Origin of the sequence: Anoxybacillus sp. B2M1 (assembly GCF_001634265.1) — a bacterium.
In the GTDB taxonomy this organism is placed as follows: domain Bacteria; phylum Bacillota; class Bacilli; order Bacillales; family Anoxybacillaceae; genus Anoxybacteroides; species Anoxybacteroides rupiense.
In genome coordinates, this window is the sequence record NZ_CP015435.1 from 627,464 (window position 1) to 644,363 (window position 16,900).

At 40.6% G+C, this 16,900-nt stretch carries 10 protein-coding genes and 2 pseudogenes; 11 read left to right on the forward strand and 1 reads right to left on the reverse strand.

Features of this window, described 5'->3' with window-relative positions:
- Positions 1 to 285 precede the first annotated feature (285 nt).
- Positions 286 to 1,536, reverse strand: a complete 1,251-nt coding sequence (locus tag GFC28_RS03100) for a sensor histidine kinase (RefSeq protein ID WP_044741632.1) — start codon at positions 1,534 to 1,536, stop codon at positions 286 to 288.
- A gap of 815 nt (positions 1,537 to 2,351) precedes the next feature.
- Between GFC28_RS03100 and GFC28_RS03105 the strand changes: the two are divergent.
- The 11 genes and pseudogenes from GFC28_RS03105 to GFC28_RS03150 form a co-directional block, all read left to right on the forward strand.
- A pseudogene (locus GFC28_RS03105) lies at positions 2,352 to 2,651 on the forward strand (GntR family transcriptional regulator); the annotation flags it as partial.
- 108 nt (positions 2,652 to 2,759) lie between these two features.
- Entirely contained in the window at positions 2,760 to 4,046 is a 1,287-nt protein-coding gene (locus GFC28_RS03110) for an IS110 family RNA-guided transposase (RefSeq protein WP_066329493.1), read from the forward strand.
- A 474-nt stretch (positions 4,047 to 4,520) separates the two neighbouring features.
- The gene (locus tag GFC28_RS03115) at positions 4,521 to 5,795 is read left to right on the forward strand and encodes an IS110 family RNA-guided transposase (protein ID WP_066329411.1); all 1,275 of its coding nucleotides are present in this window, start codon (positions 4,521 to 4,523) and stop codon (positions 5,793 to 5,795) included.
- A 484-nt stretch (positions 5,796 to 6,279) separates the two neighbouring features.
- The gene (locus GFC28_RS03120; RefSeq protein ID WP_044741630.1) at positions 6,280 to 7,179 is read left to right on the forward strand and encodes an ABC transporter ATP-binding protein; all 900 of its coding nucleotides are present in this window, start codon (positions 6,280 to 6,282) and stop codon (positions 7,177 to 7,179) included.
- The gene (locus GFC28_RS03125; protein WP_044741629.1) at positions 7,154 to 8,866 is read left to right on the forward strand and encodes a DUF6449 domain-containing protein; all 1,713 of its coding nucleotides are present in this window, start codon (positions 7,154 to 7,156) and stop codon (positions 8,864 to 8,866) included. The genes GFC28_RS03120 and GFC28_RS03125 overlap by 26 nt, the downstream gene beginning before the upstream one ends.
- Before the next feature lie 452 nt (positions 8,867 to 9,318).
- Positions 9,319 to 9,618, forward strand: coding sequence for an ArsR/SmtB family transcription factor (locus GFC28_RS03130; RefSeq protein WP_044741628.1), 300 nt, complete (start codon positions 9,319 to 9,321; stop codon positions 9,616 to 9,618).
- Between the two features lie 8 nt (positions 9,619 to 9,626).
- Positions 9,627 to 9,838: pseudogene (locus GFC28_RS20205) on the forward strand (IS1595 family transposase); the annotation flags it as partial.
- A gap of 34 nt (positions 9,839 to 9,872) precedes the next feature.
- Positions 9,873 to 10,340: a DinB family protein gene (locus GFC28_RS03135; RefSeq protein ID WP_044741627.1), complete on the forward strand. Its 468-nt coding sequence runs from the start codon at positions 9,873 to 9,875 to the stop codon at positions 10,338 to 10,340.
- 161 nt (positions 10,341 to 10,501) lie between these two features.
- Entirely contained in the window at positions 10,502 to 12,607 is a 2,106-nt protein-coding gene (locus GFC28_RS03140; RefSeq protein ID WP_044741626.1) for a heavy metal translocating P-type ATPase, read from the forward strand.
- Positions 12,608 to 12,846: 239 nt separating this feature from the next.
- Positions 12,847 to 14,304, forward strand: a complete 1,458-nt coding sequence (locus GFC28_RS03145) for a SpoIIE family protein phosphatase (protein WP_044741625.1) — start codon at positions 12,847 to 12,849, stop codon at positions 14,302 to 14,304.
- An 856-nt stretch (positions 14,305 to 15,160) separates the two neighbouring features.
- Positions 15,161 to 16,900, forward strand: a complete 1,740-nt coding sequence (locus tag GFC28_RS03150; protein WP_044741624.1) for an ABC transporter ATP-binding protein — start codon at positions 15,161 to 15,163, stop codon at positions 16,898 to 16,900.

Consider the following 16,900-nt stretch of genomic DNA (forward strand, 5'->3'; position numbering starts at 1 on the left):
CTGCTTGGGACGGTCTTATTATTTATGATTAATCGTATGTTTTCAAGAAGACAATAGCAATTGCACACTGAAGAAGTCGCGAAGAAATAATGAACAAACAGGATAAAATCTGTATGGTAATTTATCCGTTTTACAAAGTACAGAGTTTTTAAAAAAATATTTTTTGGTGCTCCTGAGATGACAAGAAAACTTGATATATCAACATTTTTAAAGAGAAGATGTTCGAACAACGCCGCTTCACAGAATCAACAATGGGATGAAAACGGCATTGTTCCAAGCTCGGCATCAAGCCTTAGGAAACATGATGGTGGTCAATGTTCCGTGGCCGACTTCACTTTGAATCTGCCACGTTCCGTTCATCGTCTCAATTAATTTGACTGCAACCATGGATCCTAATCCCGTTCCTTTTTCTTTTGTACTAAAATAAGGCTCACCAAAACGGCTGATTTGTTCTTTGGTCATGCCGATCCCTGTATCCTGGACGGTAATAATAATCCCATTCTCTTGAACCGTTGATGAAACAGTGAGTATACCGCCGTTTGGCATCGCTTCAATACTATTTTTCATTAGGTTAAGAAAACATTGTCGAAAGTGCTGGGCATTGCCGATGATCGACCCCGGCTGCAGCTTTTCTTCAATTTTGATTCCATTCATTTGTGCGATCGGCTGAAGCATATGAATAACATAGCATAGCTCCTGGTCGACCATTAATGGTTCTGTTTTATTGGTCGATGGTTTGGCAAATGTTAAGTAATCATTAATAATCGTTTCCGCCCGATGAATCTCCTCAAGAGCAATGTGCATGTACTCGTCTTGAGTCTCCTTTGGAACAGACTGTGATTTCATTAATTGAATAAAGCCTTTCACGACAGTCAATGGATTGCGCACCTCGTGGGAAATGCTTGCAGCAAGCTGGCTGACGATTTCCATTTTTTCTACTTTAATGAGCTTCGACCGCATGATAATTGCTTCCTTCAATGTTTCCATAATGTAAACAACAAACAACATTCCGAACGGAGGGATGAGAATAAAATCGACAATATAAGATTGAGTCACTTGAAAATCAGAGATGGCTATCGCAATTCCTGTTGTCAAAACAGCGAGAAAAAAGGTCAGGCAGACCGAAGTATATAGCTTGCTCGTCCGGTTTAATCGCTGAAAAGCGGGAGAGACAAGGGCTGCCACGATAAACATCGTTACATAAACGACGACAGTTAAAAATTGAAATCCATAAAAAATAGACCGAACAATCAGCAAAATAAAAAGCAATGCGCCGCCAGCTATTCCTCCCCCATACAGTGTACCAATTAAGAAAGGAATTTGCCGCAAATCGTGGATGCAATTATCTGCAATGTAAATGGGAAATTTCATACATAACAATAGGGAAAAGCCTGTACAAGCTATAAAAAGCCATTGGCTTTGGCGAGAATTTTCCTTCCAAAACTTACCGTGATCATAAATGAAATAATAGACAAAAATGCTGGACAAAATGTAGAATAAATTGTTTAAAAGGTTTTGGTTAATATATGTCCCCATTATTAGATCCCCTAACTAATGAACTCTAACAATAATAATTATACGAAAAGAAGAAGGAATGAAAATAGCCTTTCCTAATAAACAAAGAATTTTTGAATCTCTTATTTACAAATGAGCGGTTTGACTTCTCTTGCATTTTCCCGAATTCCACCAGTAGCCTATTCGTTTTTTAAATAAACGGTAGACAAAGCACTCATCATTGTCTTTGATATAAAGGAAAGGTCTGGGGAGAGCGTTCCAGAAGAGGGATGAGAAAGCCAAAACTTTGCTTCATTTGCTGTATGTATATAAATACAGATGGATGCTTCCATAATAGAATCCCACCCCTTTCATCTTTTTCAGTCGACTTATATGCTTATGTATATCGGGTTATAGATACCATGAGAAGATGAGACGTCAAAGGTAGAATCCTATTTTTTACGGACAGAGGCAAGTCACGGTTCTATCTAGCTAATTTTTCAACATCCGCAAATCCTTCTCTGCTATTCTTTCTGCTCGTTTTGTGCCGCATGTCGATTATTTAAGTGTTCCTATATGACCGTATGAGGGTCATATGGAGGAGTGAATGATGAAACATCTTTCTTATATCACAGGAAATATCCTCCTGATGATAGGAGAGAAAGGTAGAAGAAGCAAGCCGCTTTTATGAAGTGAAGCAGGCTCGATTTATAATTTGTTAACATTCTATCACATCCGTTGATTTTGGGATATGAGTTGATGAATAAAGTTTTTTATTAAGAAAAGTTGCTTTTTTAGCTCAACTGTACTATGATTTATATTACAGTTAGTACAGACGTGAGAAAGGAGGAGGGGAGATGTTTGAACTTGATATTCGCAGTCGTCAGCCAATTTATGAACAATTAGTTGAAAAAATAAAGGAATTCATTATTCATGAAGTGTGGGGCCCAAACGAACAGCTGCCGTCTGTCAGATTATTAGCGAAGGAGCTAACGATTAATCCGAACACGATTCAAAAAGCGTATCGTGAACTTGAACATCAAGGCTATATTTACTCCATTCCCGGAAAAGGCCATTTTGTCGCTACACAGCCGGAAGAAGTCAGTCGTGAAAAATTAGAGACAGCTAAGCAGCAGTTGCTGAAGCTTTTATGTGAGCATTCCTGTAATGAGGAAAAATGAGATTTGAAACAAAAAAAGTCCCCTTGGTATGATACAGGGTGTCAAGGCCTTGACCCCTAACTAATAAACCAAGGAGGACCTAATATGAATTATAACCGAAATTCGAAAATTAGACAAATCACTGAACAAACATTAATCATTGGCGTTGATATCGCAAAACACAAACACGTGGCAAGAGCTCAAGATCACCGGGGATTCGATCTATCGAAGGCCGTTGTATTTGAAAACTCAAGAACAGGGTTTCAAACGTTTTTAAATTGGGTACACACCTTGATGAATCAACATGAAAAAAGAGATGTCATCGTAGGAATGGAGCCAACGGGACACTATTGGCTAAATCTTGCTTACTTCTTACAAGCTTATGACATCCGATGTGTTACCGTGAATCCGATGCATGTGAAACGAAGTAAAGAGCTGGATGACAACTCTCCTACGAAAAATGACGTGAAAGACGCAAAAGTCATAGCCCAACTCGTCAAGGATGGACGATATTCCATCCCGATTCTTCCAAAGGGAATCTACGCAGAATTACGTGAAGGCATGAAACTTCATGATATGATGACACAGGATCTATATGCGGTTCAAGCCCAAGTACACAATTGGCTGGATCGCTATTTTCCGGAGTTTCTTACGGTGTTTAAAGATTGGACCGGAAAAGCAGCGCTGCAACTTTTAAAATTGGGATATCTTCCAAAAGAAATCGCAAAGATTCCATGCGAACAGCTTCTTTTGGAAGTCAAGAAAGTCGTCAAACGAGCCGTTGGAAGGAAGCGAATCGAACAATTGAAAGAGGCAGCCCAATCCTCTATCGGGCTTCAAACGGGCACTCAAATGGCCAAGGAAGAATTACGTTATTTACTCGAGAAATACGAGTATTTAACCCATCGTCTAGACGAACTGGAAAAGCAATTAAGTGAAATGGTTCAAACGATTCCGGGCGCCAAAGAGATGAGCGAGATCAAAGGCATCGGAGAAATGACGGTTGTGGGCTTTTTCGCGGAAGTGGGTAGCCTCCACCAGTATCAGCATCCACGCCAAATCATCAAACTGGCGGGGCTGAACTTAAAAAAGAATGAATCAGGGAAACATCGAGGAAAAACGACGATTAGTAAACGAGGCCGAAAACGACTGCGCGCCCTCTTATTCCGGGTGGTGATGCCCCTATCAGCGAAAAACAGAGCCTTTAAAGCCTTACATGAATACTATCGCACACGGCCGGATAACCCATTAACCGGTAAGCAGTCTCTTGTGGCATTATGCAGTAAACTTATTCGAATCTTGTTCACGATTGGTCGACGTCAAATTCCGTTCAGTGAAGAGAAAATGATGCAAGATATTCCACACTTAAAGACATTACAGGAAGTCGCTTAACCTGAAAACACGTATTGAAGGTAGACATCAGAAGCACGGAGAAGTCGGTCGTTATCACACCATACGGGCATAGACCCAGCAAGTGAGCATAAACCGACCTCCACCTCATGGATAGGTTGAACGAAGGAATGTAGGAGCGAAAGGACTCCGTGAGACATGGGAGGGTACACCGCCATGAGACGAGTGGAGATCCATTGGTGCGATCATAGGGAAAAGTCCTCCATTTTCAAAAAAATAGGATGATGGAGTTTGTTCCCCTACACCCTACCTATCCAAAAATTTATAAATATTGAATTTATATCCTTATTCCTGATGTCTACGAAACGTCGATGCTTATAAAAATCAAAGAAATTTAAAGAAAAAACGAGTAAATCAATATTTTATAGAGGGAGGTTTGAAACAAAAAAGTCCCCTTGGTATGATACAGGGTGTCATGGCCATGACCCCTAACTAATAAACCAAGGAGGACTCGATATGAATTATAACCGAAATTCGAAAATTAGACAAATCACTGAACAAACGTTAATCATTGGCGTTGATATCGCAAAACACAAACATGTGGCAAGAGCTCAAGATTATCGGGGAATGGACTTATCAAAGGCCGTTGTATTTGAAAACTCAAGAATAGGGTTTCAAACGTTTTTAAATTGGGTACACACCTTGATGAACCAACATGAAAAAAGAGATGTCATCGTAGGAATGGAGCCAACCGGACACTACTGGTTGAATCTCGCTTATTTTTTAACTTCACATGACATCCTATGTGTGACAGTCAATCCGATGCATGTGAAACGAAGTAAAGAGCTGGATGACAACTCTCCTACGAAAAACGACGTGAAAGATGCGAAGGTCATTGCCCAACTCGTCAAGGATGGCCGATATTCCATCCCGATTCTTCCAGAGGGAATCTACGCAGAATTACGTGAAGGCGTGAAACTTCACGATATGATGACACAGGATCTATATGCGGTTCAAGCTCAAGTACACAATTGGCTGGATCGATATTTTCCTGAGTTTCTTACGGTGTTTAAAGATTGGACAGGAAAAGCAGCGCTACAGCTTTTGAAATTGGGATATCTGCCAAACGAAATCGCAAAGATTCCATCCGAACGGCTTCTTGTAGAAGTCAAGAAAGTGGCGAAACGAGCTGTTGGAATGAAGCGAATGGAACAGTTCAAAGAGGCTGCCAAAGTCTCCATTGGACTTCAACCGGGCACTCAAATGGCCAAAGAAGAGTTACGTTATTTACTCGAGAAATACGAGTATTTAACCCATCGTCTAGACGAATTGGAAAAGCAGTTAAGTGAAATGGTTCAAACGATTCCGGGGGCCAAAGAGATGTGTGAGATCAAAGGCATCGGAGAAATGACCGTGGTTGGTTTTTTCGCTGAAGTGGGCAACCTCCACCAATATCAGCATCCACGCCAAATCATTAAATTGGCGGGGCTGAACTTAAAAAAGAATGAATCAGGGAAACATCGAGGAAAAACAACGATTAGTAAGCGAGGACGAAAACGACTGCGCGCCCTCTTATTCCGAGTGGTGATGCCTTTATCAACGAAAAACAAAGGGTTTAAAGCCTTACATGAATACTATCGCACACGGACTCATAATCCATTAACCGGTAAGCAGTCTCTTGTCGCTTTATGTAGTAAACTCATTCGAATCTTATTCGTCATTGGTCGACGTCAAATTTCGTTCAGTGAAGAGAAAATGATACAAGATATTCCACACTTAAAGACATTATAGGAAATCGCCTAATCTCAAACAATGTATCGAAGATAGACATTAGAAGCACGGAGAAGTCGGTCGTAAATCCCCATTCGGGCATAGACCCAGCAAGTGAGCATATTCCGACCTCCACCTCATGGATAGGTTGAACGAAGGAATGTAGGAGCGAAGGACTCCGTGAGACATGGGAGGGTACACCGCCATGAGACAAGTGGAGATCCATTGGTGCGATCATAAGGAAATGACCTCCATTTTTAAAAAATTGGATGATGGAGCTTGTCCCCCTACATTCTATCTATCCAAAAATTTATAGATATTCAATATCTATCCTTATTTCTGATGTCTACGAAACGTCTATGTTCATGAAAATCGAAGAAATTCAAAGAAAAAACGAGAAAATTGATATTTTATAGAGGGAGGCGTTCTATATTGGAATGAAGAAAGATGCCATTTTATCTCTAGTAGATGAAGCGGAACAAATAGCAGGAGGAGGAGATCCGCGATGATTGAAATCCATCATGTCCGCAAAGGATTTGAACAGGTAGAAGCGGTCAAAGATGTAAGTCTGCATGTTCAAAAAGGCTCGATTTATGGACTTCTCGGTTCAAATGGTGCCGGAAAAACAACGTTGTTAAAGATGCTTGCCGGCATTTATAAACCAGACGACGGCGATATTTTTATTGAGGGAGAACCGATTTTTGAAAATGTTAAGCTAAAGAAGAAACTGCTTTTTTTACCTGATAACCCCTATTTTTTTCCACATGCTACAATCCAGCAAATGGCACAATTTTATAGAGACGTTTATCCTGGCTGGAATGAAGAACGATTTTGGCAGCTACAGGAATGGTTTTCGATCGATGTACAGCAAAAAATTCAACGCATGTCGAAAGGAATGCAGCGCCAAGCAGCATTTTGGCTCGCCTTTTCCGTTATGCCGGATGTATTGATTCTTGACGAACCTTTTGACGGGTTGGATGCCGTGATGAGAAAAAAGATGAAAAACTTACTTGTACAGGATGTGGCGGAGCGGAATATGACGGTTTTCATTTCATCGCATAACTTGAGAGAGGTTGAAGATCTTTGCGATCATGTCGGTATTTTACACAATGGTGAAATGATTATGGAGAGGGAGATTGATGATTTAAAAGCAGATGTTCATAAAATTCAAGTTGCTTTTCGCGACGGTATTCCTTCTTCTTTTCTTACCGGTTTGCAAGTCGTTTATCAAGAGCAGCGAGGCAGTGTCCTTTTATGCATTGTTCGAGGCAATCGTGAAGAAGTGGATGCGTATATTCAGCGATTTGCGCCAGTCATTTTTGATGTACTACCGCTTACTTTAGAAGAAATTTTTGTTTATGAAATGGGGAGGGTCGGGTATGCTATCGAAAGCGTTATGGTTTAACCGTTCTATCTGGCTGCAGCACTTTCGGAATATTGGCTGGATTGCGATTGTCCATTTGCTTCTATTATTAGCAATCGTTCCACTTCCGATTATGATGGCCTATACAAATGGCAAAAATCAATTAGATTATCTCAGAGGTCTTAAAAATGTATTTGATATTTCCGCGCCGTTTCAGGGAATGCTCGTTTTTACGATTCCGGTTTTGTTAGGGATTTTTTTGTTTCGCTATATGCAAGTAAAACAGTCGGCTGACTATATGCATAGTTTACCGTTTCGTCGTGAATCATTATTTACACAACATATGATGCTCGGCGGGATGATCCTGCTTGTTCCACTTGTTTTTACCGCTTTAGTAGTGTCTGTTTTATGTTATTGGCTGCCACTTGATCGCATTGCATCGGCTGATATTGTACTATGGATAGCGGAAGTATTTTTGATGGAAATGTTTGTGTTTGCTGTTAGTGTTTTTGTCGGGATGCTAACAGGAATTTCGGTGCTTCAAGGTATATTTGCCTACATTTTATTTTTATTTCCAGCAGGAATTTTTGTTCTCGTATTAACGAATATGAGATATGTATTAGCCGGGTTTGCTGCTGATTATTATTTAAATGCTAATATAGAGAAAATCGTTCCATTTATTCGATTTATAGAGCTGAGTATGCGAGATTTTAGCTTACAAGAAGCGATAGGCTACCTCTTTTTAACAGGATTATGCATCGTCATGGCGTTATGGATGTATAGGAAGCGCCCTAGTGAAGCAGCCAATCAGGCGCTTGCTTTTCCGATATTGCGCCCGGTGTTTTTATTTGGGGTCCCTTTCTGCTTCATGCTTGTTGGGGGGATATACTTTAGAGAAGTAATGAATGGCAGCTTCGGCTGGATTCTATTTGGTTATATGGTCTTCTCCATTATCGGATTTTTGGTTGCGGAGATGGTGATCGAGAAAACATGGCGCGTCTTTCATAAATGGAAAGGATATGTCTACTTTTTGCTGCCTATGCTGCTTGTTGGCACTGTTCTTTATTTTGATCTGACAGGATATGAAAAACGAATGCCAAAGCTCGCCGATATTGAAAAGGTATACTTTGGTGATTCCGTGTCTCGATTTGACATAGATACGCAACAAAGGGAAAATCATTCATTGATAGAGCAGCCCAATCAATTTTTAAGTAGTAAAGAAAATATTCAAAATGTATATATTTTTCACGAACAACTCATTGCCAATAAGCCGACACTGCCTTCACCGTTTGCCGATACTAAACGTGTCGTCATTGGATATGTTTTGAAAAATGGGGATCGCCTCATTCGGGTATACGATGTGCCTACCGATCCATACATGCCTTTTTATAAACAGATCATTGAATCAAATGAATATAAGCAAAATTACTATTTTATTTTGCGAGAAAAAGAAGTGGCGCCAATCCGTCAAGTAACTATTATGATGGGAGATGAAAGATTCAAAGAAATCGTGCTCAGCGATCCAAAGGAGATAAGCGGATTTATGGAAGGATTAAAAAACGATCTGAGACAGGAAAGTGCGGAATCCATACTGAAAAACCATGAATCATGGGGAACGATTGAGTTACTCCAAAGCGATGGAGATATGATTTATGTTACGTGGAAAAAAACATATGCCAATATCGAGAAGTGGCTGTCCCGGCAAAAATTACTTCCCAATCACAGGTAGCAACAAAAACGATTGGCTAAACTGAGAAGAGCAAAGAAATAAGGATCGACGGGCGTAGGTTTATGAACGGATCTGGAAGCGGCATGGCTCAAACTCTCGTCACACGTTTGTAAAACGAAGGCAAGTCTGCGGATTGGCCTTCGTTTTATTTTCTTCAAATGGGCGGATTGGCTTGTTATCCGCATAGTCGCTTAGGGCAAGCAGAAGCAATGATTTTCAGTGATCAGCGCGTCATCTAGCTATGAATGCGCTTAATCTTTGTTCAATGAGCAAAAAACAAACAAGGTCATAGCGCCTTGTTTTTATTGATTTTTGTTTAACATATCCACTAAGAAGTTTTCCACTTTGAAACGCCATGTAAGCGGGAGAGAAATAAAAAGCAAAATGAATGGACCGATTGTTTGCCTATTATATATACTATATTCAAATGAACATTTGAATGAGAGGATAAAATGGTTCGCGACATATGTGAAGTGTTTTGCTTTGATGAGAAAAAAGTAGCAGCTGTAAAGGGACAAATGGACAAGATTGAAGGAGTCGAACAGCTGTTTAAAGCTTTATCGGATGCCACTCGTTTAAAAATTCCTTATGCGCTTACATTGGAGAAAGAATTATGTGTTTGCGATGTTGTTCCTATAATTGACGCGACCGTAGCAACAGCCTCGCATCATTTGCGCGTTCTTCGTGATATGGGGCTTGCTAAGCACCGAAAAGAAGGAAAGCTTGTGTTTTATTCGTTAGGCTATGTTTAAACCACATTAGTTACCACAGCCGCTTGAAGAAATGGATGGACCGCTTTAATGGGTGTCGCAACTTAAGTATTTGCAGCATTACCTGGCTTGGTTTCGTTATTTAGACAGTAAGGAAAATGAAAACACAACGTCAAACAGGAAGAACATGTTGGTCAATTCTTGCCTGTTTACTGTAAAAGAAACAAATTCCAAACTAAGACAGAGATCATTTTCTTCGTGAAAAACGACTACATTGCTGATAGGGAGCGAATACGTTGATAAAACTGTTTTATTATAACTGGATGGTAAGAGATGAATGGTTTGAACTATGCAAGCAAGTCCCAAATGAAGAATTGTTGCGTAATCGAATTGGTGGAGTAGGCAGCATTCTTTATACACTTTTCCATATTTCAGACGTAGAATATAGCTGGATTCGTGGAATACAAGGTAAACCAGATATCCAAGTCCAATATGAGAACTATAAAACACTGGAACAAGTAAAGAAACTTTCAGATTCTTGGGTGCAAGAGACAAAGTCGTTCCTTGATGCGTGGTCAAATGATTTAGAAAACGAAATTGTGACTGTTCCATGGACTGAAGGGCGTTATACAAAAGGTGAAATATTACGCCATGTAATTGCACATGAAATTCATCATATGGGTCAGCTATCCATATGGGCAAGAGAGATTGGGATTCAACCAATATCAGCAAATGTAATTGGTAGAGGGTTGTTTACAATGTGAATCAAGGGCAAGTAATCGGTTTGAATTAGCCGCTTTTTTAGTGAGCAGTTTTATTCTGGTCAAAAATCAACATTAAAAGAAAACAGAGCCATTCGTTAAAGGTGAGCACCTTTATCAATTGATATCGATGGCTCTTATGCATGTAGGGGAGGAGGAAGGAGATGGAAAATAGACATGTATATCGTCTTCAAGGACTTTCCTGTGCTAATTGTGCAGCAAAATTTGAACAAAACGTCAAAGCAATTGCGACGGTAAAAGAGGCACATGTGAATTTTGGAGCCGCCAAACTGACCGTTATTGGTGAGGCCTCGATTGCAGAGTTGGAGAAAGCGGGAGCCTTTGACGGAATTCGTCTCATTCCAGAGCACGCCCAAACGCAGTCATCGGCACCGGAATTTTGGCAAACACGGGCGACTGTGTTGGCATTGATTTCTGCATGCTTTCTTATGATGGGATATGCTGCCTCTTTATGGATGGAAGAAAGCGAATGGCTTGCGATTGGAGCATTTGCCTTAGCAATTGCTGTGGGCGGTTATGATTTGCTTCGAGTGGGATTGCTAAATTTATGGCATTTCCGCTTTGATATGAAAACACTGATGACGATTGCAATCATCGGGGCAGCGTTTATCGGAGAGTGGAAAGAAGGAGCCGTTGTTGTACTTTTGTTTGCTATCAGTGAAGCGCTGGAACGCTATGCAATGGATCGATCTCGTCGTTCAATTCAGTACTTGATTGATGCTGCACCAAAAAAGGCGATGGTTCGCAAAGGGAATCAGGAATATGAAGTCGATGTTGATGAGCTGGAAATTGGAGATATTATGATTGTCAAGCCAGGACAAAAGATTGCGGCAGACGGCATTGTTGTGCATGGGGCCTCAGCCGTTAATGAAGCGACCATTACAGGAGAATCAATGCCTGTTTATAAAAGTGTGAATGACGAGGTGTATGCTGGAACTATTAATGAGGAAGGGGCATTAGAGGTCAAAGTTACGAAAAAACGCAGCGAATCTATGCTGGCGAAAATGATTGATCTTGTCGAAGAAGCTCAAGCCGAGCGGGCTCCTGCTCAACAATTGGTCGATCGCTTCGCCCGCTATTATACTCCGCTGATTATGCTGATCGCTTTTATTGTTGCTGTGATGCCGCCTCTTCTGTTCGAAGAAAGTTGGGAAGCATGGGTTTATCGTGGATTAGCTGTATTGGTGGTCGGTTGTCCATGTGCGCTTGTCATCAGTACTCCTGTCGCTATTGTCACAGCTATCGGTCATGCCGCACGGCGCGGGATTCTTATTAAAGGCGGAATTTATTTGGAAGAAATGGGAAAAATCACAGCTATCGCTTTTGATAAAACGGGAACTTTGACAAAAGGAACGCCAGAAGTCGCAGCTATTCGTTTATTTTCTAATCATGTCACGGAAGAAGAATGGCTTCAGATTGCGGCTGCGATTGAAAAATATTCTCAGCACCCTATTGCTTCAGCCATTGTGCGAAAAGCACAAGAGCGAGGTGTTGTATTCACTGAGCGTCAAGTGACGAATTTTTATTCGATTACAGGAAAGGGAGCTTCTGCATCCGTCGACGGAATCACCTATTATATTGGAAGCCCGGCTTTGTTTTCAGAATACCTGTTATCGAAGGAAGTTCACGCTACCATTCAGCAGCTTCAACAGGCAGGAAATACGGTGGTCGTGCTGGGAAGTGAGCATCAGTTGCTAGGGGTGGCGGCTGTTTCTGACCAAGTTCGTGAATATGCAGCCGATACCATTCAAGAGCTTTGCAAAGAAAAAATAAAACAGCTGACAGTAGTCACAGGAGATCATCGGGTGACGGCTGAATATGTTGGCCGCTCAATTGGCCTCACAGAAATACAAGCAGAATTGCTTCCTGAAGATAAGCTTCGCGTGATGAAAGAAATGAGAGAGAAATATGGTCGAGTGGCGATGATCGGTGATGGAGTTAATGATGCCCCAGCATTAGCAGCAGCCAATGTTGGAGTGGCGATGGGAACAGGGGGAACCGATGTGGCTCTGGAAACGGCGGATATTGTGTTAATGGGAGATGATCTTCGCCAACTACCTTATGTCATTCGCCTAAGCCGTAAAGCGCTGCGAATGATTAAAGAAAATATTGTTTTAGCTTTATCTTTAAAGCTTTTAGCCTTAATTTTGATCGTTCCTGGATGGCTTACATTGTGGATGGCGATTTTTGCAGATATGGGAGCAACATTCATCGTGCTTTTCAATTCAATGCGCTTAATGCGAATATAGCGTGCAATCTCTCTGGACCTCATAGGGACAGAGGGTTTTTATTGATTTGGTGTTCAAAGGCAAGTCCTTAGACTTGCCTTTTGAGATGTCCATTTTTTCCGCCCGAATTCTATAGATCATATCGGGTGATCCTCTTATCATTTTGATTTTATATATTTTTTAGAAGGAAACAACAAGAAATTTGTAGAATGAATAAAATAACGCTTTATCTAAAAATTATAGAAAAGGGCGGATTTTAAATGAAAAAAGAACATGTATATGTGTCGAAAAGTGAAGAAATTTTTCATAGGCAGGAAGGAATCATCATTACCAATCGTGATGCTAGAATTGTTGCTGTGAATGAAATACTGCTAGCCTCCATTGGCTATCGCCAGCAGCAATTGATTGGCCAGCCTGTTCATCTATTGTTTACGCAATATAGTATTTCCACCTATCATCTCATTTGGGAGAATGTTTTAAAGGAGGGCTATTGGGACGGAAATGTTCATTCGTATCAATTGCAAGACGGGCTCCTTTTAAGACGTTTAACCGTCTATGGTTTAGCAGATCATCATGGCCAAAACAATTTATTCATATGGAAGTTTTCTGACATATTGGAAATCGAAAACGTATTGAACGCTATTTATAAAATACCAATGATGGCTGTCGTTACATTGTATAAGGATATGACGATCAAGCATTGGAGCGAAGCAGCAGAATTATTATTCGGATGGAAAAAAGAAGAGATCATTGGCCGGCCTTTACTTTCATTATTTTCATACCATTTGTTTGATCTGGCTAAAATGATTCGTCAGACAGGGAGTGAGGGGCTTTTAGATTTGGAATGCGAAGCAAGAAAAAAAGATACAACGATGATGAATGTTGTTTTTTCAGTCGTTCCAGTCACGGACTCGGTTGGAGAAACGACAGGTTATGTCATGACGATCAGGGATGTAACAAAGGTCAAACAAAAAGAACGAGAGCAGCAAAAGAATTCAGAGCTGATCAAAAACATTCAGCAAAGCATATTCACTTCTCCGATTCAAACGAAGGATATAACGATGGATGCGGTTTATATTCCATCGGAGGAATTATCTGGGGATATGTATGCTTGCTATCGAATTGATGAGGTTCGCTTTGGGGTTATAATAATCGACATTATGTGCCGCGGACTTTCCTCTTCTCTAATCATTATGTTATTGCGCTCACAATTAAGAGAGCTCATCCTTCGTGTTACTGATCCCGCTTGTGTAGCGACGGAGCTTGAAAAATATGTACAAACCCTATTCCCCGAGAGCTCTAGAGAAATGTCCTCACTGTTTTCAATGATTTATGCTGTAATCGATACAAAAAAGCAACAAATTGAATATATAAATGCAGGCCATCCTTCCGGGTTTTTATTAACTAATAATGAAATTATTGAGATGGATCAAGGAGGATGGGCGATCGGCAGTCCATTTTCTGTTCCGTTTAAAAAAGAAGTGATTCATTATAATCAACAGGTAAGGCTTTTTTTATATACAGATGGAATTCTAGGGGAAATCGACCAGTCCCCATTATCCAGTATGATTCACATTCTTCATGATTTGAAAGAACATCGTTCTTTATCTGATCAACAATTTTTGCGACTGCTTGTTGATAAGCATATATGCGAGAACCGCCCGGCAAATGACGTGTGTATGCTTTCCATGACGATTGGCGAAGCCTCGACGGATTGATTAATAGATGTTGCTGCACACGGCGAAATCACTGAAAAGCAAGGATAAAAAAGATTGCATAAATGATAAGTTTGTCTTGTTTTTTGTTGTCATTCCTTGTTTTTGAATAGCTGCCGCTGCTTTTTTAATTGTTGTGGCGCTGTTAGATAAGCGTTGCATGAGTTTCATACTTTTTGTTGAAACTTTTTTTTTGTCTAAATTATAATTATATTTACTGGATGATGATTGTTGTACGTCTCACTGCTGGAATATTGCCTCATAAATCGTTTACTGCCGCTATTTCTTTCTGCTTCTTTTCACTTCTCTTCTGATATGTTCATCATAGGATTATTAATGAGAGACATGTATTCGTAAAAATGGTTTTATGGTTAGTAATTTCTAAAAAGTGAAGAATGCTATGGATCAAGATAAGCCCATAATGTTAGATACAATGTTTTATATACTGGATAAATATAGAAGAAAGATGAAACGCATGGGAGCTGTAAGAACTACGGTCGAAGACTATTGATTGACCTCGTACACGTCAAAGCGCGACCGAGCGCCGAACAACAAATTGAAAACCTATTTATAAGACTAGTTGTGGCGACCTTCAGAATTTCACATTCACTCCCATCACGAAGAGAAACCATTTTTTTATGTCATAGGAATTTTTCCTCCATGTCTGAGATTCGTCTTATATATATTTTTTATAAAGAGGTCGCGGATCTGGAAGTTTTTTAGTTTGGGAGGATAAGTGGTGAAATGTTTACTCTTGAATGTATAGTCAGTCGGTTGATACACCGACGTATCAAAAAAATTGTAAAACCTCCACCATGCAAGTTAAAATAAAAGACACAACGAAGGGTGGGGAAAAACAATGCGCTATGTATTATCCTATTTAAAACCATACAGAAAATGGATGATAATAGCCTGGATGCTCATGTTGATTGAATTGTTTGTGGAACTGTGGCATCCGTTATTAATGGAAAAAATTATTGATAATGGAGTGATGAAAAATGACTTGCATGTCATTTGGAAATGGGGCGCTGTGATGGTTGCGACCTCTCTTCTTGCTTTTCTGTCTGGTATTGCCAATTCGTTTGCTGCCGCTTACGTTGGACAACAGTACGGATTTGCGTTGCGAAATGCGCTCTTTCAAAAGGTTCAGTCGTTTTCGTTATTTCATTTTTCCCAATTTCCACCGGCTTCTTTAATTACGAGGATGACGAATGATGTATCCCAAATGCAAAATATGGTATTTATGAGCTTGCGAGTGATGCTTAGGGCGCCACTCTTGATTATTTTTGGTGTAGTCATGGCGCTGTTTGTCCATGTGAAGCTTGCTCTTATTTTGCTCATTGTCGTACCGGCGTCGCTCGCTTTTTTACTTTTTATGATGAACAAAGCCGCTCAATTTTTTACAAAGGTGCAGCGCATATTGGACCGTGTCAACAGCATTATGAGCGAAAATATCGCCGGTATAAGACTGATTAAGGCATGGGGGCGCAGCCTTTATGAGAAAAGAAGATTTACCGAAACGAATCAAGCGCTTATGACGCGGACCATGACCGTTTTGCGACTTATAGAAACGATCACTCCTGTTTTGCTGTTGGTGATGAATGTGGCAATCGTTATCATTTTACTCATCGGACGAGTGGAAATTCATACAGGCAGTGCAACAGCAGGGGAAGTCGTAGCGGTGATTAATTACACGACACGTATGACGGCTGCTTTATCGCTCTTTACTTTTGTAACGACAGCGTTTTCTCGTGCCAAGGCATCAGGGCAGCGTATTGCCAATATACTGACAGCGCCGGTTGATATGCTCGATAAGGACAAACGAGACGAACAGCCTGTTGAAACAGGAAGCATTCAATTCGAGAACGTTTCGTTTCGATATCCGGAAACCGATGTCGATGTATTGCGCGACATTTCGTTTTCTATCGGTGCACATGAAACGGTAGCGATTTTGGGAGAGACTGGTTCTGGCAAGTCTTCGTTGCTTCAGCTGATTCCTCGGCTATATGATGCTACGGACGGAACTATTAAAGTGGACGGAATCGACATTCGGCAAATAAGACAAGAACGCTTGCGCACAGCTATCGGCTTTGTACCGCAGGATATTTTGTTATTTTCGGGAACGATTCGCGATAACATTTGCTTTGGAATGGACAATGTGACAGAAGAAGAGATGATACAAGCCGCGAAAAACGCCCAAATTCATGATACCATTATGAGTTTTCCCGAAGGGTATGATACGATGGTCGGACAAAAAGGGGTGACTCTGTCGGGAGGACAAAAACAGCGTATTTCTATCGCTCGAGTACTTGTACGCCATCCCAAAATTCTTTTGTTAGATGACAGTACAAGCGCATTGGATGTTCAAACAGAAGCTCAGTTGTTACAGGGATTAAAATCCTATTCATGCACAACTCTCATTGTCACTCAAAAAATATCAACCGCCATGGAGGCAGATACGATTATTTTGCTTAAAGACGGAAAATTGCTGGCGCATGGAACGCATGAATATTTGTTACGAACGAATGGGTTATACTCTAAGCTTGTTGAATCACAGCTTGGAAAGAAGGGAATTAGCGATGTTAAGAGCACCACATAG

Coding starts and splice junctions, on each gene's coding strand:
- GFC28_RS03100 (WP_044741632.1), bottom strand. CDS start 1,536: ATGGGGACATATATTAACCAAAACCTTTTAAACAATTTATTCTACATT.
- GFC28_RS03110 (WP_066329493.1), top strand. CDS start 2,760: ATGAATTATAACCGAAATTCGAAAATTAGACAAATCACTGAACAAACA.
- GFC28_RS03115 (WP_066329411.1), top strand. CDS start 4,521: ATGAATTATAACCGAAATTCGAAAATTAGACAAATCACTGAACAAACG.
- GFC28_RS03120 (WP_044741630.1), top strand. CDS start 6,280: ATGATTGAAATCCATCATGTCCGCAAAGGATTTGAACAGGTAGAAGCG.
- GFC28_RS03125 (WP_044741629.1), top strand. CDS start 7,154: ATGCTATCGAAAGCGTTATGGTTTAACCGTTCTATCTGGCTGCAGCAC.
- GFC28_RS03130 (WP_044741628.1), top strand. CDS start 9,319: ATGGTTCGCGACATATGTGAAGTGTTTTGCTTTGATGAGAAAAAAGTA.
- GFC28_RS03140 (WP_044741626.1), top strand. CDS start 10,502: ATGGAAAATAGACATGTATATCGTCTTCAAGGACTTTCCTGTGCTAAT.
- GFC28_RS03145 (WP_044741625.1), top strand. CDS start 12,847: ATGAAAAAAGAACATGTATATGTGTCGAAAAGTGAAGAAATTTTTCAT.
- GFC28_RS03150 (WP_044741624.1), top strand. CDS start 15,161: ATGCGCTATGTATTATCCTATTTAAAACCATACAGAAAATGGATGATA.